General features: G+C 69.3%; 24 protein-coding genes. 13 read left to right on the top strand and 11 right to left on the bottom strand.

Annotation, left to right across the window (positions count from 1 at the left end; all coding sequences use genetic code 11):
• The first annotated feature begins 180 nt into the window (after positions 1–180).
• Complete coding sequence (locus QHF85_RS19825) at positions 181–1,968, top strand: hypothetical protein (protein ID WP_281328799.1); 1,788 nt, start codon at positions 181–183, stop codon at positions 1,966–1,968.
• Positions 1,969–2,043: 75 nt separating this feature from the next.
• Positions 2,044–3,258 carry a winged helix-turn-helix domain-containing protein gene (locus QHF85_RS19820; protein WP_281328798.1) on the top strand — a complete coding sequence of 405 codons (1,215 nt, stop codon included), beginning with the start codon at positions 2,044–2,046 and terminating at the stop codon, positions 3,256–3,258.
• A 374-nt stretch (positions 3,259–3,632) separates the two neighbouring features.
• On the opposite strand, the gene QHF85_RS19815 is transcribed toward QHF85_RS19820, so the two are convergent.
• From QHF85_RS19815 to QHF85_RS19805, 3 genes are all read right to left on the bottom strand, one after another.
• Positions 3,633–3,956: a hypothetical protein gene (locus QHF85_RS19815; protein WP_281328797.1), complete on the bottom strand. Its 324-nt coding sequence runs from the start codon at positions 3,954–3,956 to the stop codon at positions 3,633–3,635.
• 222 nt (positions 3,957–4,178) lie between these two features.
• On the bottom strand, positions 4,179–4,397 hold the full coding sequence (locus QHF85_RS19810) for a hypothetical protein (RefSeq protein ID WP_281328796.1): 219 nt from the start codon (positions 4,395–4,397) through the stop codon (positions 4,179–4,181).
• Position 4,398: 1 nt separating this feature from the next.
• Positions 4,399–4,998, bottom strand: coding sequence for a hypothetical protein (locus tag QHF85_RS19805; protein WP_281328795.1), 600 nt, complete (start codon positions 4,996–4,998; stop codon positions 4,399–4,401).
• Between the two features lie 214 nt (positions 4,999–5,212).
• On the opposite strand from QHF85_RS19805, the gene QHF85_RS19800 reads away from it, so the two are divergent.
• A complete protein-coding gene (locus QHF85_RS19800) occupies positions 5,213–5,971 on the top strand; it encodes a hypothetical protein (RefSeq protein ID WP_281328794.1) in 759 nt (252 codons plus the stop codon).
• A gap of 409 nt (positions 5,972–6,380) precedes the next feature.
• Here QHF85_RS19800 and QHF85_RS19795 read toward each other — a convergent pair whose 3' ends face one another.
• The gene (locus QHF85_RS19795; protein ID WP_281328793.1) at positions 6,381–9,290 is read right to left on the bottom strand and encodes a hypothetical protein; all 2,910 of its coding nucleotides are present in this window, start codon (positions 9,288–9,290) and stop codon (positions 6,381–6,383) included.
• Positions 9,287–10,597 (bottom strand): hypothetical protein, encoded by a 1,311-nt coding sequence (locus QHF85_RS19790; protein ID WP_281328792.1) that lies wholly within the window; start codon positions 10,595–10,597, stop codon positions 9,287–9,289. The genes QHF85_RS19795 and QHF85_RS19790 overlap by 4 nt, the downstream gene beginning before the upstream one ends.
• A gap of 157 nt (positions 10,598–10,754) precedes the next feature.
• On the opposite strand from QHF85_RS19790, the gene QHF85_RS19785 reads away from it, so the two are divergent.
• From QHF85_RS19785 to QHF85_RS19765, 5 genes are all read left to right on the top strand, one after another.
• Positions 10,755–13,016 (top strand): glycoside hydrolase family 3 N-terminal domain-containing protein, encoded by a 2,262-nt coding sequence (locus tag QHF85_RS19785; protein ID WP_281328791.1) that lies wholly within the window; start codon positions 10,755–10,757, stop codon positions 13,014–13,016.
• A 386-nt stretch (positions 13,017–13,402) separates the two neighbouring features.
• Positions 13,403–15,895: a DUF1566 domain-containing protein gene (locus QHF85_RS19780; RefSeq protein ID WP_281328790.1), complete on the top strand. Its 2,493-nt coding sequence runs from the start codon at positions 13,403–13,405 to the stop codon at positions 15,893–15,895.
• Positions 15,896–15,998: 103 nt separating this feature from the next.
• Positions 15,999–16,649 (top strand): TetR/AcrR family transcriptional regulator, encoded by a 651-nt coding sequence (locus QHF85_RS19775; protein WP_281328789.1) that lies wholly within the window; start codon positions 15,999–16,001, stop codon positions 16,647–16,649.
• Positions 16,650–16,685: 36 nt separating this feature from the next.
• Complete coding sequence (locus QHF85_RS19770; protein WP_281328788.1) at positions 16,686–16,883, top strand: ferredoxin; 198 nt, start codon at positions 16,686–16,688, stop codon at positions 16,881–16,883.
• Positions 16,880–18,085: an FAD-dependent oxidoreductase gene (locus tag QHF85_RS19765; protein ID WP_281328787.1), complete on the top strand. Its 1,206-nt coding sequence runs from the start codon at positions 16,880–16,882 to the stop codon at positions 18,083–18,085. Before QHF85_RS19770 ends, QHF85_RS19765 begins: the two co-directional genes overlap by 4 nt.
• 18 nt (positions 18,086–18,103) lie before the next feature.
• Here the strand turns inward: QHF85_RS19765 and QHF85_RS19760 are convergent, their stop codons facing one another.
• Positions 18,104–18,589, bottom strand: coding sequence for a hypothetical protein (locus QHF85_RS19760; RefSeq protein WP_281328786.1), 486 nt, complete (start codon positions 18,587–18,589; stop codon positions 18,104–18,106).
• Positions 18,590–18,674: 85 nt separating this feature from the next.
• Between QHF85_RS19760 and QHF85_RS19755 the strand changes: the two genes are divergently transcribed.
• Positions 18,675–19,781, top strand: coding sequence for a LysM domain-containing protein (locus QHF85_RS19755; protein ID WP_281328785.1), 1,107 nt, complete (start codon positions 18,675–18,677; stop codon positions 19,779–19,781).
• Here QHF85_RS19755 and QHF85_RS19750 read toward each other — a convergent pair.
• The 3 genes from QHF85_RS19750 to QHF85_RS19740 are packed head-to-tail and all read right to left on the bottom strand — an operon-like array spanning position 19,778 to position 21,268.
• Positions 19,778–20,254 (bottom strand): SRPBCC domain-containing protein, encoded by a 477-nt coding sequence (locus QHF85_RS19750; protein WP_281328784.1) that lies wholly within the window; start codon positions 20,252–20,254, stop codon positions 19,778–19,780. The two genes, QHF85_RS19755 and QHF85_RS19750, sit on opposite strands and share 4 nt — an antisense overlap.
• A gap of 52 nt (positions 20,255–20,306) precedes the next feature.
• Positions 20,307–21,122 (bottom strand): endonuclease/exonuclease/phosphatase family protein, encoded by an 816-nt coding sequence (locus tag QHF85_RS19745; protein WP_281328783.1) that lies wholly within the window; start codon positions 21,120–21,122, stop codon positions 20,307–20,309.
• Positions 21,123–21,133: 11 nt separating this feature from the next.
• Complete coding sequence (locus tag QHF85_RS19740) at positions 21,134–21,268, bottom strand: hypothetical protein (RefSeq protein WP_281328782.1); 135 nt, start codon at positions 21,266–21,268, stop codon at positions 21,134–21,136.
• Between the two features lie 37 nt (positions 21,269–21,305).
• On the opposite strand from QHF85_RS19740, the gene QHF85_RS19735 reads away from it, so the two are divergent.
• Both QHF85_RS19735 and QHF85_RS19730 read left to right on the top strand, forming a co-directional pair.
• Positions 21,306–21,707: a hypothetical protein gene (locus QHF85_RS19735; RefSeq protein WP_281328781.1), complete on the top strand. Its 402-nt coding sequence runs from the start codon at positions 21,306–21,308 to the stop codon at positions 21,705–21,707.
• A complete protein-coding gene (locus QHF85_RS19730) occupies positions 21,704–21,922 on the top strand; it encodes a hypothetical protein (protein ID WP_281328780.1) in 219 nt (72 codons plus the stop codon). The genes QHF85_RS19735 and QHF85_RS19730 overlap by 4 nt, the downstream gene beginning before the upstream one ends.
• Here QHF85_RS19730 and QHF85_RS19725 read toward each other — a convergent pair.
• A complete protein-coding gene (locus QHF85_RS19725; RefSeq protein ID WP_281328779.1) occupies positions 21,895–22,410 on the bottom strand; it encodes an N-acetyltransferase in 516 nt (171 codons plus the stop codon). The genes QHF85_RS19730 and QHF85_RS19725 overlap by 28 nt on opposite strands.
• A gap of 2 nt (positions 22,411–22,412) precedes the next feature.
• Positions 22,413–23,285: a radical SAM protein gene (locus QHF85_RS19720; RefSeq protein ID WP_281328778.1), complete on the bottom strand. Its 873-nt coding sequence runs from the start codon at positions 23,283–23,285 to the stop codon at positions 22,413–22,415.
• Between the two features lie 98 nt (positions 23,286–23,383).
• Here QHF85_RS19720 and QHF85_RS19715 point away from each other — a divergent pair, with 98 nt between their 5' ends.
• Both QHF85_RS19715 and QHF85_RS19710 read left to right on the top strand, forming a co-directional pair.
• Positions 23,384–24,298, top strand: a complete 915-nt coding sequence (locus tag QHF85_RS19715) for an EamA family transporter (RefSeq protein WP_281328777.1) — start codon at positions 23,384–23,386, stop codon at positions 24,296–24,298.
• 95 nt (positions 24,299–24,393) lie between these two features.
• Positions 24,394–25,371, top strand: coding sequence for a hypothetical protein (locus QHF85_RS19710; RefSeq protein WP_281328776.1), 978 nt, complete (start codon positions 24,394–24,396; stop codon positions 25,369–25,371).
• The last annotated feature ends 1 nt before the right edge of the window (position 25,372 follow it).

Genomic DNA, 25,372 nt, shown 5'->3' with positions numbered 1-25,372 from the left:
AGTACGTGCCGTTCGCCCCGACGGTTGCGTCGCGGTGGACAGCAGGACCGCGCGTCATGTATGAGACCGCGGAACGTTGGAGAGGTGATGGCGAAATCGACGCGTTGGGCGCAGTTGTCTCGTGGTTCGGATCTGGCGCAGCCGCTGTCCGGGCGGCCCGCTTCCGTCAACGCGACCCTCGTGGTCGCGCCCCGCGGCTCGTACGTCGCGGTCTTCGACGCCGAGCTTCCCGCCGACGAGAACGAGCGCGACGACAAGGACGCGCTGCGGGTTCGCGTCTTCTCGCACGATGGGCGCGCCTTCACCGAGGTCCTCGAGCACATCCCGGCGCGCACGGGGTATCGCTTCGGAGACGCGCGGCTCGGCAAAGCGGCGGTATCGGACGCCGGCGTCGTCGCCTTCGCCGTGGGGAGCACGATCCACGTCGTCCGCCCCGGCGGAGCCGCCACGAAAATCGAGGCGCCCGATGCATGGCCCTTCTTCGATCCCCTCGCGCCCGAGCGCCTGCGCCTCGTCGTGCGCCGTGACGGCGGCGAGGTGATCGAGACACACGACACGAACACGAACACCGTCACGGACACGCTTCGCATCGGCAACAGCGGAAACCTCCCGCCGCAGGTCGATCCGGCGACCGGGGATGTCCTGCTCTACGACGGCTGGTACGCGCGCGACGGCGGCGCGTTCGTCCCGCTGAACACCGGCGGGATGCCCGGCCAGGTCCTGCGCGTCGGAAACCACGCGCTCTTCCTCGGCCGGGAACCCGAGCAAGCCGGCGGCACGCAACGCCACGGCCGCGACGGCGCCGCTCTCCCCGTGCCCGACGCGTTCGAGGCCTGGCGACGTGCGGACGTCTGGCGCGCGCGTAACCCGATGCTCGCGAGCGTCGACGGCCGCTTCCTCCTCGGCCGCCATACGGGCACGAACACGCTCTTCGACACCACGAGCCTCGTGCCGGAGGAGCTTCCCGCGGTGCCGCCCCTGCACACGCTCATCGGCTCCGGGGTCCATGCGCTCCTCGACGAGCACACCGCGATCGCGTCGCGCTTCGGCCTCTTCCTCGTCGACCCGCGCACGGGGCGCCCGCTCGGCGAAGGGCCCGTCGCGCTGCTCGGCCTCGCGCTCGCCGGCGAGCGTGTCGTCACGCTGCATGAAGACGGCGTCCGCATCGATGGCGGCGCGCCCATCCCCGTCACGCCCGCGGTCGAGCCCGTCCTCGATGGGCTGCGACTCTCGCCTGGCGGCCGCTGGGCGGCGGTGCGCTGCGGCAACGCCGGCTTCCCGGTGGTCGTCCTCGATCTCGCGGAGGGGCGCGAAGTGCGGCGGCTCGAGCCCGCGGCGTCGATCGCGTGGATCGACGCCGATCGGCTCGCCGTCCACGGCTCCACCGGCCTGCGCGTGCTCGACGTGACGACGGGCGCGATCACGGCGCTCGGCGATCTGCCTGGATCCGCGTGCCTCGGCAGCGACGGCGCGGGCCGCTTCTTCGTCGGCACCGACACGACGCTCGTCGAGCGCGACGCCGCCGGCGCGGTCCGGCGCACGCTCACGGTCCCCAAGAAGCTCAAGGGCTACACGTGGCCCTCGGAGCTCGTCGTTCAGGGCGACGAGGTCTACGCGCTCGGGAGGTGCCGCATCTTCCGCTGGGACGCGGCGGGCAATTGCGACCGCCTGAACGCGCTCGAGAACGGCATCGGGGGCGCGAAGACCGATCCAAAATTCTCCGACGGCCCCTTGCGCAGCGTGGCCGTGAGCCACGACGGCCGCTTTCTCGCCGCGTGCGCGAAGACGAAGAGCCACGCGCTCGGCGTCGTCGTCTGCGATCGCGAGGGCACGATCGTCGGATGGACCGGCCCGATCTTCGGCCGCCGCAGCGTCCACGGCGAGCGCATCTTCTGCGCCTTCCGCGGCAAGACGCTGGTCGTCGGCACCGAGCACGGCTACGTCGGCCAATACACGCTACCGACCTGAGCAAGGCCGCGACGGCTCGCGCGGCGCGCCCCCGTTTGGCCCTCGGACGAACCGGGGCTACCCTACGGGTCCCCCATGAAAAAGACATTCGACCTCTCGGCCCGACAAGCGCGGCGCATCGGCCTTGCCGCGCAAGGATTTGCCGAAGCGCGGCCGGCGAGCGCGACCCGGCGTCACTTCGCGAAGACCGCAAAGCGGCTCGGCGTGATCCAGCTCGACAGCGTCAATGTCCTCGTCCGCACGCACTACCTCCCCGCATTCTCGCGCCTGGGCGGATACCCCCAGGCGCTCCTGGAAAAGGAGGCTTGGGGGAAAAAGCGTTCGCTCTTCGAATACTGGGGGCACGAGGCCTCGCTGATGCCGCTCTCCCTCCAGCCCTTGCTGCGCTGGCGGATGGCGCGCGCGGAGGCTGGAGAGCTCTGGGGTGGTCTCGCTCGATTCGGCAAGGAGCGGCGCGCGTACGTGAAGAGCGTGCTCGCCGAGATCGAAAAGCGGGGACCGGTGACGGGCGGCGATTTCGCCACGGGCCCGCGGGGCTCGTCGGGCTGGTGGTCCTGGTCCGACGGCAAGCGTGCGCTCGAATGGTTGTTCTGGGCCGGCCACGTGACCACAGCGACGCGGCGTGGCTTCGAGCGCGTGTATGATCTGACCGAGCGGGTCATGCCTCCCGCTATCCTGAGCGTGCCCACGCCCTCGGAAGCGGACGCCCAGCGGGAGCTCGTCCGCATGGCCTCCCGGGCCATGGGCGTCGCGACCGAGGCCGACCTGCGGGATTATTTCCGCTTGCCTTTGCAGGGAGCACGCGCCCGCGTGCAAGAGCTCGTCGAGGCGGGCGAGCTCTTGCCGGTGACGGTCGAGGGCTTTTCCAAGCCTGCCTACCTGCACCCCGAGGCGCAGACGCCGCGCCGGATCGCCGCCCATGCGCTGCTCTCGCCGTTCGACAACCTGATCTGGTTTCGTGATCGCACCGAGCGCCTCTTCGGGGTGAAGATCCGGCTGGAGATCTATACGCCGGCCGAGAAGCGCACCCACGGCTATTACGTTTTGCCATTCCTCGAAGGCGACACCCTCACGGCGCGGGTGGACCTGAAGGCCGACCGCAAGGCGAACGTGCTGCGCGTCCAGGCCGCCCACACGGAGCCGGGCGCGGGCCCGAATACGCCCGAGCTCCTGGCGGCGGAGCTTTCGGGGATGGCGGAATGGCTCGGGATGGAACGCGTCGAGGTGGCGGGGCGGGGGAACCTCGCGGGGGCGCTCAGGACTGCGCTCGTCGCGAACGGCATCGGGTGATGCCGCGACAGGTCCAGGCGCGCGGTGCCTGGGGTCCACGCGGACCTTCGTCGACCTCGGACGCGCCGTCCTCGGGTTCATGCGTCCACCTCGGGAAGCTCACGCGTTCGGCGGGGAGCCGCAGGCGCTCCGGGCTGAACCACGCGCGCCGTCTCGCTGAAGTCCAACCGCTCGCCCTTCGGGTCCAGGCGCCGTGGCGCGCCTCCTCGCACGACCCCGGGCGAGGTCCACGCGCTCCCCGGTCAGCTCCACGCGGTCGGCGGTGAGCCCCACAACGTTCCGCATCAACCCCGCGCGGTCCCTGGTCAGCCCCACGCGGTCCCGGCTCAGGTCCACGCAGCTCCCATCGGGCTCCCGCGCGCCTCCTGGCCGGCTTACGGTTCCCCCCCGCCAGCTCCGCCGCCCTGCTTCTGTCTCCACTCCCGCTCCGCCTTCGACGGCATCTCTCGGGTCATCTCCGCCAGGGCGCGCATGCTCTCTCCGAGCGAGTCCCGGACGGGCAGCTCGACGGCAAAGTCCTCCGCTCCCGCCTCTGCGACACGCCGCCACTTCTCGTCGACCGGTTGCCCGAGGTTCTCGGAAAGCTCGACCAGCGTGGGCAAGTGATAGGGAATGCACGCTGCGTACTTGGGATCTTGATGGCTGAACGCCTCCTCGAAAGCCGCCAGGGCTTCCTGGTGCCTTCCGAGCGCTTGCAAGATGCTCGCATACAGGCGAGCACTTCATCGTATCGCTCCTGGTCTTCCAGCTCCAGGATGTGATGGCACCATTTCTGCTCGTATGCATCTTGCACCTCCAGCCGGTCGAGGCAGGTTGCACACACCATCTCGTTGAATTGCGGATGCGCATACCTCACCGTCGCCGGCTCCTTCCGGCAGAACCAACAGAGCGCCTGTTTTCGTCGACAGCCTGCATGTGCTTCACTCGTCGAGCTGAGGAGGCTTGAGATCGGGATGTTCGCGATAAATAGGATTCATCACGTCCACGAGCATCGTCCCCATGATCTGCCCCACCGCTGCGCGATACGACTCGAATTCGGATGGGCTGCATGATTCCATCACGATTCTTACGGACTCATCCAATTTTGCACCATATTCGAGCATGAGCTTGTTGATCGCCTCGGCAACGTCTCTTTTCATCTCAGCACCCTGCTGCTTTCATGCATCGATTGACGCAGTTCCAGAACTTGAAGCCGTAATCACCCGTAGGCAGTGAAGACCGCGAACAGTCCGTGATACACGCATCTTTCACCTTCTTACAGTCCGGTTGCGCCGGCGGGGGCTCATCTTTCGGCCCGGACATCTCGCTCGCAACATGCACCGTTACAGCCACGACAATCGTCACCCCCGCGGCGACGATCAAGATCGGAACCAGGTTGACAGCGGCGCCAACCACCACGGCCGCAGGGTGGCCCACGGGAGCCCGTCCCGCCGAGGAGACGCCGCCGCCGTAGACAGGCCCCGAAGACCGCAGCGGCGTGACGACCCCAGGCAACGTCATCCCGCGGAGCGCATCCTCCATGCACGACACGATCTCCCGATCGGCGATCATCGACTCCCGCACCGTGGCCGTGTCGACCTGGCCGTCCGCCTTCACGTCGACATCGAACGCAATCGCATAGTGCGTATCCGTCAGCCGATCCGCGCCGTGCTCGGCGCACGCCTGAAGCCGCGCAACCGTCGCCGCAGGGACCGACGGCCCGTCCCCCGACCCATGAGCGCCCCGCCGCAAACTCCCCATGGGCCCGCCCCCGCAGCCAAACGGCACGAAGACAACCCCCAACCCCAAGGCAAGCCCGAGCGATGCCGCAACCCTCGCCCCCACGGAGTCCATGCTCGGAAGTGTACGGCCCCACCCCAGGTCAACAAGGAAGAGAGCCGCCCCGCAGGCTCCCGCCTGGACAGGTGTGCGCTCGCTCATGTAGCGTCCACACCTCCAGGGAGGACGTTTCCACATGGCACTCGACGTGAAATCCCTCGCCCCCGAAGCCCGCGCAGCCTTCATCAAAGACGGCGAACGTTTCAGCTCCGAAGACACACTGGACCAGGCAAACCAAACCCTGAACGCATACCTGATCCACGGCTCGAGGCTCGCACCCTTCGGCTTCGTCCCCGAAGACGCCGCCGAACTCAAAGACGCACGCGACGCATTGATCGAAGCCGGCGTCGGTCGCGAATCCAAACGCATAAGCAAAAAAATCGACACCGCCGCACACGCCGCCGCCATGCGAGACGGCCAAGGAATCCGATTGCGCGCAAGATCGGTGCTCGCCGGCTCCAAACGCGCACTCCTCCTCGCAGGCCAAACCGCCTGGGTCCAGAAAATCGACGCCGTCCTCGACCAAGACTCCGCAGCCGCCGACGACGCCGAGAAACTCGCCAAACAACTCGACGCCCTCCAAGCCCTCCTCAAAGAACCCCTGATCGCAGACTTCGCCCAAAACCGCGGCGGCCCCCAAGCCCTTCAAGACCTCGGAGCCCAAGCCCAAACCCTGCGCGAAACAGCCAAAACCAAAGCAGAGCCACGAGGCACGCCCGTCGAAACCGAAACCCTCGACCTCCTCGACGGAATCATCGCAAGCCTCACCCGAACCGCACGCGAAGCCGCCGACGCAGCCGCACGCGAACTCGCCGAGCCCGCCATCGCAACAGCTTTCGAACTGTCAGCGCTTTATAAGCGCCGCGCAAAGAAGAAGGCCGAAGACCCTGGCTGAAGCGCCGCGCCGGGGCGCTGCCCCGGGCCCCGCGGGGGCTATTCGCCCCTCGACCCGAACCAGGGCCAGCCCTGGACCTCTGGGCATCGACTGCGCGAAGCGCAGTCGATGCGGGGAGAGTTTTTCAAGCTGTCCGCCCCCCCTCTTCGCAGCGCCAGCCCTGGACCTCAGGGGGAAGAACTGCGCTCCGCGCAGTTCTTCCCACAGGCCGGTAGGACCGCCCCGCCAATCAAAACGTCAGCGCTGCCGTCTCGGCTGGCAGGATCGCCCGTGGTCTTGACCCCGGCTGTTCGATGAACTGCGCGGAGCGCAGTTCATCGACCCCCAGTCCAGCGCGGGCGCTGGTCCGGGTCCCGGGGCGGACAGCCCCGGGTGGGGCCTGGGGCAACGCCCCAGCGAGACGCCGCCTTCACCGCACCGGCACCACCCGCCAGATCCCGCCTGGGCCCACCACCCACCCGGGCTTGCCCCGCGGCGCGATCACCGCGGAGAGCGCGGCTTCCTGCCCGACGGTGCTCGTGTCGACGCGACGCAGGGATTTGCCGTCCCAGTGGAGCAGGGTCGAGCTGTCTCCTGCGATCCAGACGTCGTTTGGGCTGGTTGCTGCGACGGCGCGGAGGGTTACGGGGAGACGGGCGCCGGGCTCGCGCTCCAGGTGGAAGGCGTCCACGACGCTGCCTTTGGCGTGGAGCAGTGCGCCGCTGAGGCCGACGGCCCAGGCTTCGCTGGGGCCGGCGGCTGCCACGGAGAGCAGGGCGCCGTCGGGGGCGCGGTGGCGGGTGAAGGTGCGGCCGTCGAAGTGGACGAGGGTGCCTTCGCCTTCGGGGACGGCGCGGCCGGACATCAGGCCGGTCGTGAGGGCGCCGGTGAGCCAGGCGTCGTCGTCTGCGCGGACGGCGACGTCGACGTAGGCTGCGGGCGGGAGGCCTGTCACGAGGCGGAGGCCTCGGGGGCCCCGGATCATCGCGCGGGGCAGGTCGTCGGCGGACGCGGAGACGGCCCAGAGTGCGCCGGAGGGGGCGACGGCGACGGCGAGCAGGTCCGAGAGCGGCGTGGGCTCGGGGGACGCGTGGCCGGCTTGGAGGCGCAGCCAGCCGTCGGCGGCGAGCGCTGCGCCTTCGCCGGGAGCGGTGGGGGCGAGGCAGTGCTGGCAGCCGAGGGATCTTGGCTTTCGCTCGGTGCAGGCTGCGCAGAGGTTGCAGTCTGGCTCGGGGGCGTACCAGCAGAAGAAGGGCTCGGGCTTGGGGTCCTGGTGGAGCAGCCGCGCGCGCGTGCCGTCGTATTCGATGATCCGAGCGCCTTCGTGGAGCCAGACGACCCCGCCCGGGCCCTCCGTGACGCCGAGGGCCGTGCGGAGCGGCCTCTGACCGTCGAGGTCGAGCACCACGCGCTCCAGGCGGTACGATGCGTCGATGCCTGCGAGGGGGAGCGCGCGGCTTGGGGCGGCGGGTGGCGGTGGGGGCGCCGTCGTGCCTTCGAGATCGGCTTCGGCGCGTGGCTCGGGCGTGACGTGCCACAGGCCGGAGGTTCCGTAGACCCACACGTCGCCGCGGCCGCTGCCGGTCACGGTGAGGGCTTCCTGGGCGTCGAGCCCGAGGACACGCCACCAGCGCGCGCCGTCGAAGCGCGCGAGGCCGCCTTCCGCGCCCGCCATCCAGACGTCGTCGCGCGCCCCGGCCCAGACGGATCGGCCCTTCAGCGGGCTCTCGTGGCGCACGAAGGAGGCGCCGTTCCAGTGCGTGAGGGCGGAGGCGGAAAAGCTCCAGACGTCGGCCTCGCCGGCCGCGAAGCCGTTCGTGCGCCAGAGCGTCTCGCCCGCGAAGGCCACGCGATCGCCGGGGACGTCGGGCATCTCCCGGCCCTCGTCGTCCGCGAGGAGGTTTGGGGTGACCCCGCGGCCGAATTCGATGCAGATCGCGGGGTCGCTGCTGCACACGACCTCACGACCGCCGGCGCTGGCCACGTGGGAGAGCTTCGAGCCGTATTCGATCGGGGTCTTCGCCGCCGCGGGGACGAGCTCCTTCCGCTCGCGGTAGGCCGCGCCGTCGCGCTCGAGCACGCTGAGGCGCGCCGCGCCGCCCACGCGCACGCCGAGCACGAGCAGCGCGCCTTTGGAGCTCCGGGAGAGCGCGAGGCCGATGAACCGGCTCGTGCGCGCGGGGAGGCCCTCGGCGAAGACCTCCTTGGGGAACGACATCGACGGCACGCCGAGGTCGGACCAGGACCGGCCGTCGTGGTGAAAGAGCGCGGCCTCGTCGCTCGGGCCCTGCGTGGCCTGGCCGAGCACCCAGACGTCCTGGGGCCCCATCGCGACCACGGACTGGATCCGATGAAAAGGTTTGTCGGGGGCGAGGCCCTCGCGCTCCACGCGATAGGCCACCGTGGGTCTCCAGGGCGGCGCTGTGGGGGCTTCGTGGCTCGATGCTTCCTCCCGCGTGTCGACGATCCGCACGCCCTCGGGAGGCGCCGGTTGCGCGTTTTCCCGCACGACGCCGCGCTCCACGGAGACGCGGCCGTCGGTCGTGTGCACGAGGAAACGGCCGCCCGCCTGCGCTTCGATGCGCTCGACGGCGCCACGCACGCCGAGCTGGTAGAGCGGTTTGCCCTCGGGATCGAGCGCGACGAGCGAGCCGTCGGAGGCGCCGCTGAGCACGGTGCCGTCGAGCCCGACGGCGACCTTTCGGTCGACGCTCGCGGCCGAGGACGGGTCGAGCGAGGGGAAGCGACGGAGGGGCACGTTCCAGATGGGATCGCCCTCGGGTCCGAGCCGGCTCACGCCGCTGTCGTCGGCGATGACGACGGCGCCGCCGCGCCCGTCGGCGTCGGAGATCACGAGGTCGAGGTCACGCAGGCGCGTGCCGTTGGCAGCGTCGAGCACGTGGAGGTGATTCTTGCTTCCGTGGCCGAGATCGAACGCGAAGAGGCGATCGCCGGCGACGAAGAGGCTCCATCGCCGCCCGCCGGTCTTGAAGTCCGTTCGCCACGTCTCGTGGCCCTTCGCGTCGATGCGGACGACGTGCTCCGGATCGTTGGAATGGCCCCGATCCATCATGACGGCGTAAGCGCCGCCGTCCGGCGCGCCGGCCACCGCGAGCGAGACCCCGAAAGACACCTCGTACAGCACGTTGCCGTCGGGGTCGTGCCCGTGCAGCAGCGTCTTGTCCTTCCTGCGCGAGAGATCGAGCCACGGCGAGCGAGGTGTGGCCTCGGGAGCGGCCACGGGCGCATGCGCCTCCGCCGGTCCCGGCGGAGGCGGAGGCGGGGGCGGCGCGGCGCTGCACGCGCTCGCGAGGAGCAGGGGGACGATCACACGCTTCACGGTTTCTGCCCTCCCCAGACCCGGAACACGGCGCCCGCGCGCACGTCCTCGTCGCCGTTTTCGACGGCCTTGTGCAGCACGGCCGAGATGTCGGCGCCCACGAGCCAGAGCTCGCCCGAGGGGCCGCGCCACGCGTGCGCGACGGCGAGCGGCGGCACGGCGCGGCCGAGCGCGGCGCCGTCCCAGTGGTAGAGCGCCTTCGGGCCCCAGAGCCAGAAATCCCGCCCGTCGCCGCGCCTCGCCGTGGCGCCGGGCGTCTCGAAGCGCTGGCCGCCGCCCTTGCCGAGGTCCCAGCGGAGGAGCTGCTCGTTGTCCTCGCCGAGCGCACCGAGGACCCACGCCGCGTCTTTCGCGTCGAACCAGAGGTCGTTCACCGCATCGAGCCCCGAGAGCCGCGGCGTCCACGAGAGCCCATTGCCCCTCCACACGCGGCCGTCGTCCGACCAGAGCCAGAGATCCCCGGGCGAACGCGCCGCGATGTCCACGGCGCCCGTGAATCCCTGGTGCACGTCGTCCGGCAGCGGCACGCGGCGCCCGTCGACGAGGAGCAGATGCCCGCCGTACCGATTGACGAGAAAGGCGGGGCCCTCGAACCGGATCGAGGCGCCGTCGACCTGGATCTCACGGGCGCTCGGGCCGTCGCCGCGCCCGGCCGAACCGGGGTGCACGCGATCGTCCGACCCCTGGTAACACGACCATCGCCCCTTCTTGCCGAGCCGCGACTCCACCACGCTCGCGCGGAGGCCGCCCGTCTCCACGAGCGCGATGACCTTGACCTCGTCGGGTGTGGCTCGGATCGTGGACCACGTGACCGGCAGCGCGCAGCTCGGGCCGAAGGGCTGGCATTCGTCGATCGCCTTCTTCGAGCACATCGCCGGTTGTTTCGCGCAGTCGACGAGCGTGCCGCAGCAGCTGTCGGTGAAGCATTGCGGGGCGCCCCGATCGACGACGCGCGCGCCGTCCCACGAGAGCACGTGGCCATCACCCGCGAGCATCCACACGTCGCGCTCGCTGCGCCCGTCCACGTCGAGGATCGCGGGCGTCTGGGCCGGCAGAGCCACTCTTTCGTAGCGGCCCGCGAACGCGGAGACGGCGCCCGCGGACAGGTCCTCGGGCACGACGAAAGGCACGTCCTCGCCGAGGAGGCCGAGCGCGACGGGCGCGGCGCGCGGCGCCTCCGCCTGAGGCGCGGGCTCGGTCGGGGCGGGGAGGGGCGGAGGCGGCGGCGAACCGCTGCACGCGGAGAGCGCGACGAGGAGCAGGGCAGGGGTGCGCGGCGGGCGCGTCGGACCACGGGGATTCGCCATGGGCAAGGAAGGAAGGTCGACGATCCCTGAAGTTTCGTCAATGCGGTCGTGGCGCCGCGCCGCCGCGAGGCATTTACGTTCGACCGGGCCCGAGCCATGACCAAGCGTGCTGGGGTATGGGGGTCGGGGTCCGGCAGGACGGGGCAAAGGGGGAAATATGGAGCGGAGGAAGTTCGGCGGAATCGGGCTCGCGCTCCTCGCCTCCCTGGTCGGGTGCAGCGGCGGTGCGAAGGACGGGGCGCCTCCGCCGGACTCCGTCGACGAACGGCGGGTTCGCGCGCTGCTCGACCACATGACGCTCGAAGAAAAGATCGGCCAGATGAACCAGTACATCGCGCCGATCTACGCCCAGAGCATCGACACGCCCGATATCGCCAAAAAAACCGACGAGCTGCTCGCCGAGGGGCGCGTCGGCTCGTTCTTGTTCGTGACCGACGCCGAAGAAGCGAACGCGCTCCAGGAGAAGGCGTCACGCGCGCGGCTCGGGATCCCGCTGATCTTCGGCATCGACGCGGTGCACGGCCTCGCCCCCGTGCGCGGCGCGACGATCTTCCCGACGCCGATCGGCATGGCAGCGACGTTCGACGCCGAGCTCGTGGAGCGGAGCGCCGAGGTGACGGCGCGCGAGATGCAGGCGACGGGCATGCATTGGGCGTTTTACCCGGTCCTCGACGTGGCGCGGGATCCGCGATGGGGAAGAACGGCGGAGACGTTCGGCGAGGATCCGTTCGTCGTCGCGTCGATGGGCAGCGCCGTCGTCCGCGGCTTGCAAGGCCCGGATCGGTCGCATCTGCGCGTCCTCGCTTGCCTGAAGCATTTCCTCGGGCCCGGCGCGCCGCTCGGCGGCCGGAACATGGGGCCCGTCGAGGTCTCCGAGCGCGCGCTGCGCTCGACGTTTTTCCCGCCGTTCCAGGCCGGCGTGGAGGCGGGCGCGCTCTCGGTGATGGCCGCGTACAACGACGTCAACGGTGTGCCGAGCCACGCCTCGGAGGAGCTGCTCACGCACATCCTCAGGCGCGAATGGGGGTTCCGTGGGTTCGTCGTGAGCGACTGGGAGGGCGTCGAGATGCTCCACACGAGGCACCACGTGGCGGAGTCGCCGAAGGACGCAATCCGGCAGGCGGTGCTCGCGGGCGTGGACATGCACATGCACGGCGACGGTTTTACGGAGCCGCTGGTCGAGCTCGTGCGGGAGCGCGCCGTCCCCGCGTGGCGGATCGACGAGGCCGCGGGGCGCATCCTGCGCGTCAAGCGCGCGCTCGGCCTGTTCGAGCATCGGTACGTCGACGCGGCACGCGCGGCGTCCGTGCTCGCGTCCCCGGAGCACCGCGGGGTGGCCCTGGAAGCCGCGCGGAAATCCCTCGTGCTCCTGCGAAACGAGATGGACCTTTTGCCGTTGCGCAAGAACCTGAAGAAGGTCCTCGTCACCGGGCCGAATGCAGACAACACGGCGCTGCTCGGCGACTGGACCGCGCCCCAGCCGGCGGAGAACGTGACCACGGTGCTCGAAGGCATTCGCGCGGCAGTCTCTCCGGGGACAGCCGTGCAATTCGTGGACGCGGGCCGCGTGTTCGAAGAGACGAACGAATCGATCGCGCGCGCAGCGCAAGGAGCCAAGGACGCCGACGTGGCCATCGTGGTACTCGGGGAAAACGCGACGCGGTACGACGAGCGAGGCGCCCTCGACCGGCGGCGGCGCGAGCGCACGAGCGGCGAAGGCGCCGATCGGGCCGATCTCGGGCTCGCAGGCCGGCAAATGGATCTCGTCCGCGCCGTCGTCGAGACGGGCACGCCGACGGTCGTGGTGCTCATCAACGGTCGTCCCCTCGCAATCCCATGGATCGCCGAGAACGTGCCCGCCGTGCTCGAAGCCTTCGAGCCAGGCCTCGTCGGGGGACGAGCCGTCGCGGAGGTGCTCTTCGGCGACATGAGCCCAAGCGGCCGGCTGCCAATCTCGATTCCGCGCTCGGTGGGGCAGGTGCCCGTCCATGACAATCATCCCCCCTCGGCCGAGGGGACGTACGTCGACGAGAGCGCCGAGCCGCTGTACGCCTTCGGCCACGGATTGAGCTTCACCCGATTCGTGTACGGGGATCTGCGGGTCCCCGAGCAAGTCCGGCAAGGGGAGGACGTCCAGGTCTCCGTCGTCGTGCGCAACGCAGGCGCCCGCGAGGCCGACGAGGTGGCGCTCTTGTTCGTGCGCGACGTCGTCACCAGCGTGTCCCGGCCCGTGCGCGAGCTCCGCGGCTTTCAGCGGGTGCACCTCGGCCCGGGCGAGAGCCGGTGGCTCCGTTTCCGGATCCCCTTCGAATCGCTCGCGCTGTACGACCGCAAGATGGAGCGCGTCGTGGAGCCAGGGCAGTTCGAGGTGACGATCGGCGGCCTGACAGGCTCGTGGACCGTGGCGCCGCAGGACTGAGCTCGCCTCGCGACGTCTGCGCCTGGCCCACGCGCCGTCCGCTCGTGTAGTCTGGCGCGGTGGATCGGCTTCGTCTGGTAGCGCCTCGCTGGGGCTTTGCCCCAGGCCCCACCGGGGCTATCCGCCCCTGGACCCGGACCAGCGCAAGCGCTGGACCCGGGGTCGATGAACTGCGCGATGCGCAGCTCATCGAACGGGTTGCGTATGGCAGGATTGGATAGGTTCGTCGGATGAAACGTTCGCTCTGCTTGCTTCTCGCACTCGTTGCTGCATGTGGCGGCGTCCCGGCCGCGCCGGGAGGGTCCGCCCCGCGGCCCTCGGCCGCCCAGGGATCGCGGCCGGCGGCGCCCGGAGCCACGTCGGCGGCTTCGCTCTTACCGCGACCGATGTTCGACCTCCCGGCCGCCGAAGGCCCGGCCGCCTCGCTCGCCGACGCCGTCCGCGCGAGCGAGGGCATCGTCGTGGGCACGATCTCCGAGATCCACGCTTTTACGAGGCCCTGCGAGGTCGACCTCGTCCTCGAAATGCGCGCCGAGATGGTCCTCCGCGCGTCGCGAGACCACGACGCGTACACGTTGTTCGTGGCATTTCCGCGCGCCGCGGACGCGAAAACGGGCTGTGAGCGCAAGCCGCTCGGGTATCGCGGCGCCCCTGCGCCGTCGCGGCTCAGCGTCGGGCAGCGCCTCGTCTTTTTCGTGGGCGAACGTCGTGACGTGGAGCGGGACGCTGCGCGCCCCAGGTCGCGCTGGAATTTTCACGACAATCTCCACGAGCACCCGATCCGCGGCGTGGATCTGCTCGGCGTCGCGGACGTGGACGAGATCCCCTCCATTGCGCGCTTGCGCGGGCCGCTCGTCACCGACGCGCAGCTCTCGGCCCTCGTGGAAAAACCTTCCTTCCGCGTGCAGGGCGACGTCGCGATCGACGCGGCGACGGGCCTCGCGTGGCAGCGGGACGTCGCGAAACAACCGATCGGGATCGTCGGCGCCACGCACCATTGCGACAGCCTCGTGCACGGGGGCCACGACGATTGGCGCTTGCCTCGTTACTTCGAGCTCCTCTCCGTCGTCGACCACGGCCACGGCAGCCCCGCGCTCGAACCGTCGGTGTTTCGTGGCCCCGCCGAGGGCCTGCTCTGGTCCGCCACCGAGGACGCCGGTGCCCCCTGGGTCCTCGACGTCGAGAATGGAAACCTTCATTCGACCCATTACGATGATCCGAGCCCGTACGGCCAGTACAACGTCCGCTGCGTGCGCTCTGCGGAGGGCCCCTCGCGGCGCGCCGCGTTGCCCGCCGCGCGTTATCGGAAGGCGGGGGGGCTCGTCGAGGACGCGCTCCAGCGGCTCGGTTTTTCAGGCGCGATCGCCGCGCCGATGCGCTGGTCGGAGGCGAACGCGTTCTGCGCGGCGAAGGTCGAGGCCGGACACGACGATTTCCGGCTCCCCACGGTGCGCGAGCTCGTGAGCTTGTCCGAGGCGAACGATTGCGAGGAGCTCTGGCACGACGACCCGCAGGGCGAGGACGGCCTCTGGACGGCGACGCTCGATCCCGGCGCCAAGGGCCGCGCGTTCACCGTGCGAAACCTCTGCTCGCCGCAGCACTGGTCGGCGCCGACGGTCGGGCCGCCCGATTTCGCGAGCGAGGGCGAAGACCACGCGCGCTTCCGGGCCCTGTGCGTGCGCGACCTGCCTCCGCTTCCCAAGGCAGGGGCCCTCGTCCAAAGCCGCTACCCGAGCGGCCACGTCTTTGCCGAGGGCGCGCTCCGCAATGGAAAGAGGCACGGCCCGTGGACGTACCATCACGATCACGGCCCCCCGTGGATGCGCCTGCAATACCGGGACGGCGTGCTCGACGGGGCCTTTTCGTCTTTTCATGACAGCGGCGAGCGCCTCGCCGAGGGAGCGTTCGCGGACGGCGCGAAGGCGGGTACGTGGACGCATTTCGACACGCTGGGCCGGCGAGAGTCCGTCGTGACGCACGAGCGCGGCCTGCGCTCCGGACGCTCGACGACGTACGGGCCCGAGGGAGCGAAGTTCCGCCTCGAAGAGACCTGGGTCGCGGGCCTGCGACACGGGCCGGTCGTCGCGTATCACGAGGAGGAGGGGACGAAGGCGAGCGTGACGCACTACGAATCCGGGCTCCGCGAAGGCGCCGTCGAGACGTTCCACCCGAACGGCAAGCGCGCCATGATCGGCCAGTATCGAGAGGACAACCCCGACGGGACGTTTACGCGTTTCCACCCGAACGGCGCGCGCGCCGCCGTCTTTTCTTTCCGCGGAGGCGAGATCGACGGCCCGTACGAGTCCTTTCACCCGGACGGCAAGCCGCACGAGAAAGGCACGTACCGCGACGGCCTGCGCGACGGCGATTGGATCGCGCTGTATCCGTCGGGCAAGCGCGTGGCGGAGGCCCATTTCGAGCGAGGCACGGGGACGCTGCGGGAATTCTACGAGAATGGCAAGCTGCGGTACGAGCAGCCGCACGTGGGAGGGTACCGCGAGGGGCTGACCGTGTTCTTCCGAGAAGACGGCTCCAAGGAGCACGAGGTCGGCTTCTCCCGCGACACCCTCCACGGCATCTGGCGCGATTACGACCCGAGCGGGGGATTGACGTACGAACGGCACTTCGAAAAAGGCCGGGAGCACGGGCCGTTCGTGCGGTTTCATCCGAATGGAAAGAAGGCCGAAGAGGGCTCGCATGCGCAGGGTCGCCCCGTGGGCCCCTACCGGCGCTGGGACGAAAACGGCAGCCTCTCCGAGGAGGGCGAATTCCAGGGCGGCCTGCGCCACGGGGCGTGGACCCATTACGTCGGCGGGAAACCCTTCCTCAGGAGCTTCTACGAGCACGGGATCGAGGTGCGGGATCCCGAGCGGCTCTAGCGCGGATCGCCGCCTTGGTTCGAGCCGCTTGACTTTGTAAGTCGATCGCCTTAAACCTGGTTCGGCGGCCTGACGCGAGTTCTGGTACGCTGGTGATCCCATCATGGCCACCTCGAGGATCAGGCAGACGCATGGAAACGAGACCCGCGAGGTCATCCTCGCCGCCGCCGAGCGGCTCTTCGCCGAGCACGGCGTGGCCGCGGTCTCGAACCGGCAGGTGAGCGAAGCGGCAGGGCAGGCGAACAATTTCGCCGTCGGCTACCACTTCGGCACGAAGGCCGACCTCGTGCTCGCCATCGTGCGCCGGCACGCGCCCGCGATCGAGCAGAGGCGCGCGGAGATGCTCGCGGCGATCAAGGGTTCCTGCGAGCTCCGCGACTGGATCTCCTGCCTCGTGCGGCCCTCGACCGAGCACCTCGCCGCGCTGGGCAGCCCTACCTGGTATGCGCGTTTCATCGCTCAGGTGACGACCGACCCGACCCTGCGGCAGCTCGTGATCGACGAGGCGACTGCGTCGGCGTCGATGCAGGGGACGATCGAAGGGCTGAACCGGCTCATGCCGGTGCTCCCGGAGGACGTGCGCGAGGAGCGCAGCGACATGAGCCGGCAGCTCATCGTGCACATGTGCGCCGAGCGCGAGCGCGCGCTGCAAGCGGGCGCGGCGACGCCCCGCGCGACGTGGGAGGCCGCAGCCGTGGGGCTCGTGGACGCCCTGGTGGGGCTCTGGCGGGCCCCGTTCACCCCGACGAAATGACACCGAAGGACAAACCTCAGGGAAGGATGATTCGATATGCGCGTGATCGTCGACGTTGAAAAATGCTGCGGGGCAGGGCAGTGCGTGCTGCTCGCGCCGAAGGTGTTCGACCAGCGGGACGACGGCATCGTGATCCTGCTCGACGCGTCGCCTCCGAAGGAGCTCCACGCCGTCGTGCGCGAGGCGGCGACCGTGTGCCCCGCGGCCGCGATCCAGCTGGAAGAGCGCGAATGACGACCCCGTCGAGCGTGCTCGTCGTGGGCGCCTCCGCGGGCGGCCTGGCCGTCGCGGAGGCGCTGCGGCGCGAAGGATTCGCGGGCAAGGTGACGCTGCTCGGCGCGGAGCGGCACCTGCCCTACGATCGGCCGCCGCTATCGAAGAAGGTGCTGTCCGGCGCCTGGAAACCCGAACAAACGCAGCTCCGGCCCGAGAGTGCGCTCGCGAAGCTCGACGCAGAGCTCGTCCTCGGCGACCCCGCCGTTCGCCTCGACGTGGCCGCGCGCGAAATCGGGACCGCGTCGGGCCGCAGCCTGCGCGCGGACGTCATCGTGCTGGCCACGGGCCTCGAGCCGCGCCGGCTGCCGGGGCAGGACGCATGGGCGGGCGTGCACGTGCTGCGCACGGTGGACGATACGCTCGCGCTGCGGGCCGATCTACTCACGGGGCCGCGTGTGGTCGTCGCGGGCGACGGCGTGCTCGGCACGGAGATCGCCGCGACGGCGCGAGGCATGGGCCTCACGGTGACGGTGGTCGGACCGCAATCGGCGCCGCTCGCGAGTCAGCTCGGATCGCAGGTCGGCGGGTATCTGGCGAAGCTGCACGAGGATCAGGGCGTCGAGCTGCGGCTCGGGATCGGCGTGAAGGAGCTCGTGGGCGCGGAAGGGCGGGTCTCCGGGGTGCGTCTTTCGAACGGCGAGGTGCTGCCCGCGGATGTGGTCGTGGTGGCGATTGGGTCACGGCCGGCGATGGGATGGCTCGCTGGGAGCGGTCTCCAGCTCGGCGACGGGATCGTGTGTGATTCGCGCTGCCAGGCTGCGGCGGGTATTTACGCCGTCGGCGACGTTGCGTGGTGGCACCACGAGGGGTTCGGCGCGGGGATGCGGCTGGAGAACCGCACCAATGCGATCGAGCAGGCCATGGTGGTCGCGGCCAACATCCTCGGCAAGGATCGCCCGTACACGCCGGTGCCGTATTTCTGGACAGACCAATTCGACGCGAAGATCCAGGTGCACGGCTTCGTGTCTGCCGACGCCGAGGTGGCGATCGTGGAAGGAGACCCCGCGACCCGGCAGTTCGTCGCGCTTTATGGGCGCCGCGGCAAGGTCACCGGGGTGCTCGGGTGGAACATGGTGAAGCAAACCCGGCAGCACCGGCAGCACGTGGTGGATGGGACGGCGTGGAGCGAAGTGGCTGCGGCCCGGGCGACGTCGCCGTGATCCTTCAGGAAAAACGCGTCAAAGCGCCTCGATGAGGGTCACCGCCCAGAGCGAGCAGGCCTCGCGCTTGCCCCCGGCCGGCGCGCGTCCGCCCGTGATGCGCACCTTCGCGCCGACGCCCACGACCTTGCCATCACTCGTGTGGAGCTTGAGGTCCTTGTCCGTGAAATTCTTCGGCAGCCGCTCGATCTGATTCTTACCATCGCCGACCGGCACGTCGGCGTTCACGAGTCTTCCCTTGTTGCCGGGCTCCGAAAACAGATTGAAGTCACACGTGTCGCTGCAAACCTTGAACATGCTCCGCGGCGCGCCGACGTAGCCCTCGATAGCCACCTTCTTGGTGACGTTCAGACCCTTTTCCATGACGGGGTCGAACTCGGCGCTGCAGACGTTCTCGAACGTGACGGGTATTCCGGGCTTGGGCGGCTCGCAGCCGAGGCCGAGGGCCGCGAGCGCGGCCGCGGCGACGAACACAACGGGGAGGCGGGTCGGGGAGGCTGTCATCGTGGCGCGGATGGTACCGAGAATCGGGCGGCCGGTCACATCTTTTGTTCGCGCCCTTCCCGCCGTGCTACGGAAGGGGCGTCCCATGCGCCGATATCTCGCCTCGATGCTCGCGCTCGCGCTCGCTCCGCTGGCCTCGGCCCACGCCGCGCCGAAGGATCCGCACGCGGGGCTCCCGTATTACGAGGCCCCGCGCACGCTCTCCCACGTGGCCGCGAAGTTCGGGATTCCGGTCGACGAGATCGCGCGCCTGAACGGCATCAAGGACAAGGACCACTTCCATCGGTATGGGATCGTCTTGCCCGACGTTCCTTCGACCCGGAAGCTGCCGCGCTACGTGCCCTGGGTGCCGGCAAAGCCACGCACGGCGTGCTCGGTCACGGAGTGGAAGCTCGTCCCGGCGCAAGAAAAGGGCTGCACGGCCGCGTATTGCGGGACCGGCCCCGGGGGCGCGCGCGCGTGCGTTTGTCGTGACGACCGAGCTGATTTGAGCATTGCCCTCACCATGAACGGCAAGTCCCTGCGTTTGCCCGCGGAGGTCTCCGCGTTCAATCCGTGGGGATCGAGCTTCGTGGACGTGACCTCCGCCGACCTCGACGGCGACGGCTCGCCCGAGGTGATGCTCTCGACGCTCGAGGCGGTGTCGAACGGGCTCGGCGAGGAGTTTCGCAAGCTCATCGTCATTCGCGATGGCCGAGAGATGCTCCGCTACGACAGCGGCATGTTCACCGCGAAGACGGCGCTCGTTCGCGTGGGAAAAGAGTGCCATCTCGCCTCGTCCCACTGGGAAGAAGTGACCCATCCGCTGAAGGGCCCGGCGCTTCACCTCGTGGAGCGCACGTTCGACCCAACGAGCCTTCGCGTCGGCCGGGAGATCACGGGGGCTCGCGCCGGCGAAGGCCAGTTCTACGAGCTTCCTTTCGATCCGCTCGCCCCGCGCAGCCTGCCGACGCAGTCCGGCAAGCTGGTCGCGGTCTCGCGCGCCGACGTCGATGTGAACATCGACGTGACCATCACGATTCGCACGGACACGGGCAGGAAGCTCCTGCCCCATGCACGGTTCGGCGACGCGAGTACGCTGCGTGTATTCCCCATGGGCTTCCTTCCGAGCAACACCCCGAAGGGAAAGGTGCTCTTCGGACGCTCGCACGATATCGACATCGTGTGGCTGCCCGAGCCGAAGCAGCGTTAGGTCGTCTCGTTCCGCTCGCAGAATCGCTTCAAGATGCCGAGCGTCGTTCCCCAGTAGAAGTCGAGGTGCTTGTACACCGCGTAATCGATCAGGTTGCGCAACGAAAGCGATAGCTTCGTGCCGCTGCCGGAGGGGGTCAGTACGAATTCGAGGAGGACGTGTTTCTCCGGCACATCGGGAATCGCTCGCTTGGAGAGCGTGCTCCAATGGCTGTATCGGAGGACGCGCTCCGGCTCGAACGCTCGCACCGTTCCTCGGTTCTCAAAGGGAATCTTTCCGTGGAGCTTCCCGCGAAAGAGGATGGGGTCTCCAACCTTCCAGCTCGTCGTGACTTCGATCTCGTCGTCGTCCGAGACCCATGCTCGGATCGAGGGCGGGTCGGTCAGCGCGCGCCACACGTCCGCGGGCGAAGCGTTGATCTCGATGCTTTTGGTGACTTCGTCGGGAATGGCGTTTTCCAGCTCAGAGGGCATCCAGAAATCCTCGGGTGAGGTGTGCCATGCGTCCCGGGCCCATGGCAAGCGGCTAGAAAATGGGCGTAAACTCGACCGTCAACGGCAGATGGTCCGACGGCTCCTCTTCGGACGGCATCACGACGTCGCGGCCGTGCCTCGGGCGTTCGCCTGGGCGCGGAGTGAGCCTCGGGAGGACGCCTGGGCGCGGATCGAGCCGGCCTGCGGAGGAGAGGAGGTAGTCGATTTTACGCGCGCGGCCGTTGCTCGCGGTCGTGTCCCACGGGCGCTGCGCGCGGCAGCTCTCGGCGAGGCCGCGCTCGTAGGCCGCGGCGAGCACCGGGCTCTGCGAGGTCGCATTGAAATCGCCGGCGAAGAGCCACGTGACGTCGGCGGGGGCCGCGTCGCGGTAAGCGAGGAGCTCGAGCATCTGGCGGCGCCCGAGGTGCTCGTCGATCGGCGTTCCATCGGGCTGCCAGGTCAGGTGGGTCGTCGCGACGTGGAGCGGACGGGAATCGACGGAGAGGCGCGCAATCAGCGCGAGATCGTCGTCCTTGGGCCGGTGCGCGGCGAAGTGCAGGACGTCGTGGTCGTGCCACGCGAAGACCGTGCGACGCGCGAAGAGGGCCGATCCCTCGTGGCGGCCCGCGCGCTGGGCGTAGGCGCTCGCGTGGGTCGGGTCGAAGCGGGCGCAGAGCGCCTCGTACAGGTCGGGCTCGACCTCTTGCAGGCACAGGAGGTCGAACCCGAGCGCGTCGATGCGCGTGAGGAGTCGCGCGCGGCGGGAGGTGGGCTCGAGCGCGTCCGGCGGCGAGCCCCGGTAGCGATCGCGCCGCACGTAGCACTGGGCGAGCACGTTGTAGGTCGTGGCGGAAAACGTCGTTGGCATCGAGCGAGACCTTAGATTCCACCGGCCACGAGCACCAGGACACGATCCCGGACATGGCCCGGAGGGGGCACGAGGCGCTCGATCGTCCCATCCACCGGCGCCGCGAACGGCCCCCGCGCGCACGCCGAGGGTTCGACGCGCCGCACGACTCGTGCGATCCTCCGGCCCACGGGTGTGATCACGATGAAGCGCCTCGGTTGGTTTCTCCTGGCCATTGCTCCTCTCGTCGCGGTCCCCGCGGCGTTCACCGCCGTCCTCGCCACGGGGTCGCCCGTTCTCCGCACCGGGATTCCCATCGAGGCCCACGCGCGAGCTCACTGCACGTGGCATTGCCACAATTACGGCTGCTCCCACGCGCCAAGGCTCCCGCGCGCGCTCGCGGGCGACGAAGGTCTGTATGGCGCGACGATCGGGGGGCTCAAGGCCGCGGGGAGGGCCGTCGTGCCCGGCGCGCCGCATATGGGCTACGGCGTGGTGAACCTCGCGGTGTTCTGCGTCGCGTGGCCCGGAATCATGTACGGGCTCTACCTCGTGGCGCTCTCACAACGGCGCAAGATCCTCGCGCTCCGGCGGGGTGCGTCGTGACAGACTTCGGGATCGCCATCTACGCCGCGTGCGTGGACTTCATGATCCGCGCGGCCGCGCTCGTGGGAGCGACGTACCGCGACGCGAATGCGTTCATGTTCTTCGTGCTCTGGCCCGCGGTCACGGCCGCGCTGCTCGCCGTCGTGGCGTGGCAGGCCGTCGTGCTACGACGGCTTCGGCGGCGCGTTCAAACGGCCCCGAACTCGGGCCGATAGCGGACCACGCCGGGACGAACGCCGAGGAAGCCGGGGCGGAGCTCCTGGGCCATGAAGAACTCGTCGTGGCCTTCCACCTCCCAGCGCAACCCGAATCGAGCCGCGGGCTCGAACCCGAAGCGCGGATAATAAGCCTTATGGCCGAGGACCACGACCGCGCCGTGGCCTGCTTCGCGGAGGCGTTCGAGCCCCGCGCGAATGAGCGCAGAGCCGATTCCTTGGTTCTGCACGTCGGAGAGGACGGCCATCGGGCCGAGCCCCTGCGCGATTTCGCGCGTGTCTCCGCGGTCGATCACGACGGGCGAGAAAAGGGCGTGGCCGACGATGCGCCCGCCTTGCTCCGCGACGAGCGAGAGCGTGATCGCGTCGGATTTGCGAAGCGCGTCGACGAGCGAAGCCTCCCCGTCGCGGCCGAACGCGACCTCGTTCACGTGGCGCACGGCGGCGGCGTCGGTGGGGAGCTCGGGGCGTAGGAGGAGATCGTTCATGGTCAGAGCCCTCGGGTGTGCTCGGGTCGGAGCCGGATCCGGCCCGAGAGTGCGGAATCGATGACGTCGAGGATCCGCGCGCGATCCTGCGGGAGGCGCCCGCCGATGGGCAGGTAATTCGACGCGTGGTTCGTCCGGAAAACAGCATTCGTCGGCGCGGCCTCGGCGACGAAGACACGCAGCTCGCGGAGCAGGCCGTGTACGTCCGGTAAAACGAATTTTCCACGCCGCTCGAGCGTCGCGAGCGGTGTGTCCGGGACGACGGTGAGCGTGAGCGCCGCGAGATATTCGGGATCCATCGCGGTCGCGAGGCGGGCCGAGGCGCGCGCGTGCTCGTCCGTGCGCTCGACGCCGCCCGCGCCGAGGAGGAAGATCGCCGAGGTCTTCAGGCCCGCGGCCCGCGCGCGGCGCGCGGCCTCGACATGGTCGTCGAACGAGGAGCCCTTGGCGATCCGCTTGAGCACGAGGTCGTCGCCGGATTCCGGGCCGATGTAAAGCAGCGCGAGGCCACGCTCACGCAAGGTGCGAAGCTCGTCCTCGGTCTTCTCCAGCAGATTGCTCGCCATCGCGTAGCAGCTCACCTGCCGGAGGTTCGGAAAGGCGCGCTGGCAGGCATCGAGGAGGGGGAGCCAATGATCGAGGGGCATGACGAGGGCATCCCCGTCGGCGACAAAAACCTTCTCCACGTGGTCGCCGAACGCCGCCCCCGCGGACGTGATGTCTTGCAGGGTCTCGGCGAGGTCGCGAATCCGAAACGTCTTGTCCCGGTACATGTCGCAGTACGTGCACTTGTTCCAGGAGCAGCCGATCGTGGCCTGCAAGATGTACGAGTGCGCCTCGCTGGGCGGACGGTAGAGCTTGCCTTCGTAGCGCATCGCCGCGAGCAGCCTACCCGAGCCGCGCGGAGGATGCCAGCGGACGGCCTACCGCCTTGGCGCGAGCATGATATCGTCGGTCCGCGCGACCCGAGAAGATGTCCCCCCGCACCGCCACCACCACCGGCTTCTCCGCCATTCTCCTCTGGTCCTTGCTCGCCCTCTTCACCGCGGCGTCGGGCAAAGTCCCCCCGTTCCAGCTCACCGCCATGACGTTCCTCGTCGGCGGCCTCGCCGGCGTCGCGACATGGATCCGGCGGCCCCACGCCATTCGATCGCTCCGGCAACCGCCGATCGTCTGGGCCCTCGGCACGGGCGGCCTCTTCGGTTATCACGCCCTTTATTTCGCGGCTCTGCGCTGGGCGCCGCCCGCCGAATCCGGCCTCATCAATTATCTCTGGCCGCTGCTCATCGTGCTTTTCTCGTCGTTTTTGCCCGGCGAGCGGCTCCGCGCGGCCCATGTCGGCGGGGCGCTGCTCGGCTTCGTCGGAATCCTCGTGCTCGTCCTCGGCCGCGGCGCCCTCGACGCCCGCGCCGAGCACCTGCCGGGGTATGCCTGCGCCTTCGCGGCAGCGTTCGTGTGGGCGGGTTATTCCGTCCTCTCGCGGCGCTTCGGCGAGGTCCCGACCGACGCCGTGGCCGGCTTCTGCCTCGCGACCTCCGCCCTGAGCTTGCTCGGGCACCTCGCGTTCGAGACGACCGTTTGGCCCCAAAACATCACGCAATGGCTCGCGGTGCTTTCGCTCGGCGTCGGCCCGGTCGGGATCGCGTTCTACGTGTGGGACATCGGCGTGAAGCGCGGGGACATCCGCCTGCTCGGCGTTGCGTCCTATGCCGCGCCGGTGTTATCGACCTCGATCCTCGTTCTCGCCGGCCACGCGGAGCCGAGCATGACGCTCGCCGTCTCCTGCGCGCTGATCGTCGTGGGCGCGCTGGTCGCGACGCTCGGGGCGAAGCGCTCGGATCCACGCAAGCGCGGGGAGGGGACGGCTTCGGATCCCGTCACGGAATAGGCCAGAAGAGGCCAGCGGACCGCCTGCTTCGGCCCCACATCGAGCAGAACTTGGCCGAGGCTGCCGGATGGTAGATCCTCGCGCCCGTTCTGAAGATGCCTCCGAAGGAAGGGAAGCCCGCCGCGTCCTCGGTCGTCCGGCCGCACGCGGCGACGGTGATGCAGCCGAAGCCGGCGTTCGGCGGAGGATCGATACGCCCGCCGCACGCGGCGACGGTGATGCAACCGAAGTCCGTGTTCGCCGGCGTGGCGCCACGGCCGCCGCACGCGGCGAAGTCAGGCCCGTCCCGCACGGCGCAACGAGCGACCCACGACGACGACGTCGATCCGGGATATACCACGTTCGTCCTGGCCCCGACGAGGTCCGCCTACGAGGGAGCCGGGAGCGATTTCGCCGGCGAATTGAGTGACCTCACGGGGATGGCCGAGAAAGACATCGCCTACCTCAAGACGCAGGGCCACAGCGTTTGTCCCGACGTGATTTACACGGGACATCCGGATACGTCCGGGAAGCTCGCGTTGTGGATCTCCACGATTCGCGCTCGGGAGGCGCCCGTGCCGGTGGAGTTCGTCGTGACGGCCCACGGAAGCCCGGGGATATCGGGGAAGATCGGGATGGGGCACGACGCCTCGAACAAGCCCGATTATCGGGTGACGCCGTCGGATCTGATCGGGATCCTGGTGAACAGCGGCATTGAAGAGCTTCTGGCGCTCCACGTGCAGTTCACGTTCCGCTGCTGCAACAGCGCGTACGCCCCGCTGCCGGGTTACTCCCAGGACCTGAATGCCATGAAGACCTCCATCCTGAAGAAATCGCTCATTGCTTCCTTCTACCGCGGGCTGCGCACACGAGGATTCACGCACCTCAAGGTCCAAGGATTCCGCGGCTATTACCTGCCCGCCGTGAAGGGCCCGAAGGTGAGGACCAAGACCGAGGTGGCCGCCGCGTCCGGCACGGTCGTCATCGAGGAGGACCGATCGGTGACGATCACCAAGGAGATCTTCAAGCTCAAGAGCATGACCGATCTCGATCAGAAATGCGCGAGCGAGCTGCCGGACAACTGGTGGGCCTAGG

Source organism: Polyangium sp. 6x1, from assembly GCF_029946515.1.
In the GTDB taxonomy this organism is placed as follows: domain Bacteria; phylum Myxococcota_A; class Polyangia; order Polyangiales; family Polyangiaceae; genus Polyangium.
The sequence above is the reverse complement of the archived record's forward strand: the minus strand, read 5'-3'. Positions and strand labels throughout refer to the sequence as shown.

Bases quoted from the DNA above. Each gene is read 5' to 3' on its own strand.
- QHF85_RS19820 (WP_281328798.1), top strand. From the start codon at position 2,044: ATGAAAAAGACATTCGACCTCTCGGCCCGACAAGCGCGGCGCATCGGC.
- QHF85_RS19810 (WP_281328796.1), bottom strand. From the start codon at position 4,397: ATGAAAAGAGACGTTGCCGAGGCGATCAACAAGCTCATGCTCGAATAT.
- QHF85_RS19805 (WP_281328795.1), bottom strand. From the start codon at position 4,998: ATGGGGAGTTTGCGGCGGGGCGCTCATGGGTCGGGGGACGGGCCGTCG.
- QHF85_RS19800 (WP_281328794.1), top strand. From the start codon at position 5,213: ATGGCACTCGACGTGAAATCCCTCGCCCCCGAAGCCCGCGCAGCCTTC.
- QHF85_RS19790 (WP_281328792.1), bottom strand. From the start codon at position 10,597: ATGGCGAATCCCCGTGGTCCGACGCGCCCGCCGCGCACCCCTGCCCTG.
- QHF85_RS19785 (WP_281328791.1), top strand. From the start codon at position 10,755: ATGGAGCGGAGGAAGTTCGGCGGAATCGGGCTCGCGCTCCTCGCCTCC.
- QHF85_RS19780 (WP_281328790.1), top strand. From the start codon at position 13,403: ATGTTCGACCTCCCGGCCGCCGAAGGCCCGGCCGCCTCGCTCGCCGAC.
- QHF85_RS19775 (WP_281328789.1), top strand. From the start codon at position 15,999: ATGGCCACCTCGAGGATCAGGCAGACGCATGGAAACGAGACCCGCGAG.
- QHF85_RS19770 (WP_281328788.1), top strand. From the start codon at position 16,686: ATGCGCGTGATCGTCGACGTTGAAAAATGCTGCGGGGCAGGGCAGTGC.
- QHF85_RS19765 (WP_281328787.1), top strand. From the start codon at position 16,880: ATGACGACCCCGTCGAGCGTGCTCGTCGTGGGCGCCTCCGCGGGCGGC.
- QHF85_RS19760 (WP_281328786.1), bottom strand. From the start codon at position 18,589: ATGACAGCCTCCCCGACCCGCCTCCCCGTTGTGTTCGTCGCCGCGGCC.
- QHF85_RS19755 (WP_281328785.1), top strand. From the start codon at position 18,675: ATGCGCCGATATCTCGCCTCGATGCTCGCGCTCGCGCTCGCTCCGCTG.
- QHF85_RS19750 (WP_281328784.1), bottom strand. From the start codon at position 20,254: ATGCCCTCTGAGCTGGAAAACGCCATTCCCGACGAAGTCACCAAAAGC.
- QHF85_RS19745 (WP_281328783.1), bottom strand. From the start codon at position 21,122: ATGCCAACGACGTTTTCCGCCACGACCTACAACGTGCTCGCCCAGTGC.
- QHF85_RS19735 (WP_281328781.1), top strand. From the start codon at position 21,306: ATGAAGCGCCTCGGTTGGTTTCTCCTGGCCATTGCTCCTCTCGTCGCG.
- QHF85_RS19725 (WP_281328779.1), bottom strand. From the start codon at position 22,410: ATGAACGATCTCCTCCTACGCCCCGAGCTCCCCACCGACGCCGCCGCC.
- QHF85_RS19720 (WP_281328778.1), bottom strand. From the start codon at position 23,285: ATGCGCTACGAAGGCAAGCTCTACCGTCCGCCCAGCGAGGCGCACTCG.
- QHF85_RS19715 (WP_281328777.1), top strand. From the start codon at position 23,384: ATGTCCCCCCGCACCGCCACCACCACCGGCTTCTCCGCCATTCTCCTC.
- QHF85_RS19710 (WP_281328776.1), top strand. From the start codon at position 24,394: ATGCCTCCGAAGGAAGGGAAGCCCGCCGCGTCCTCGGTCGTCCGGCCG.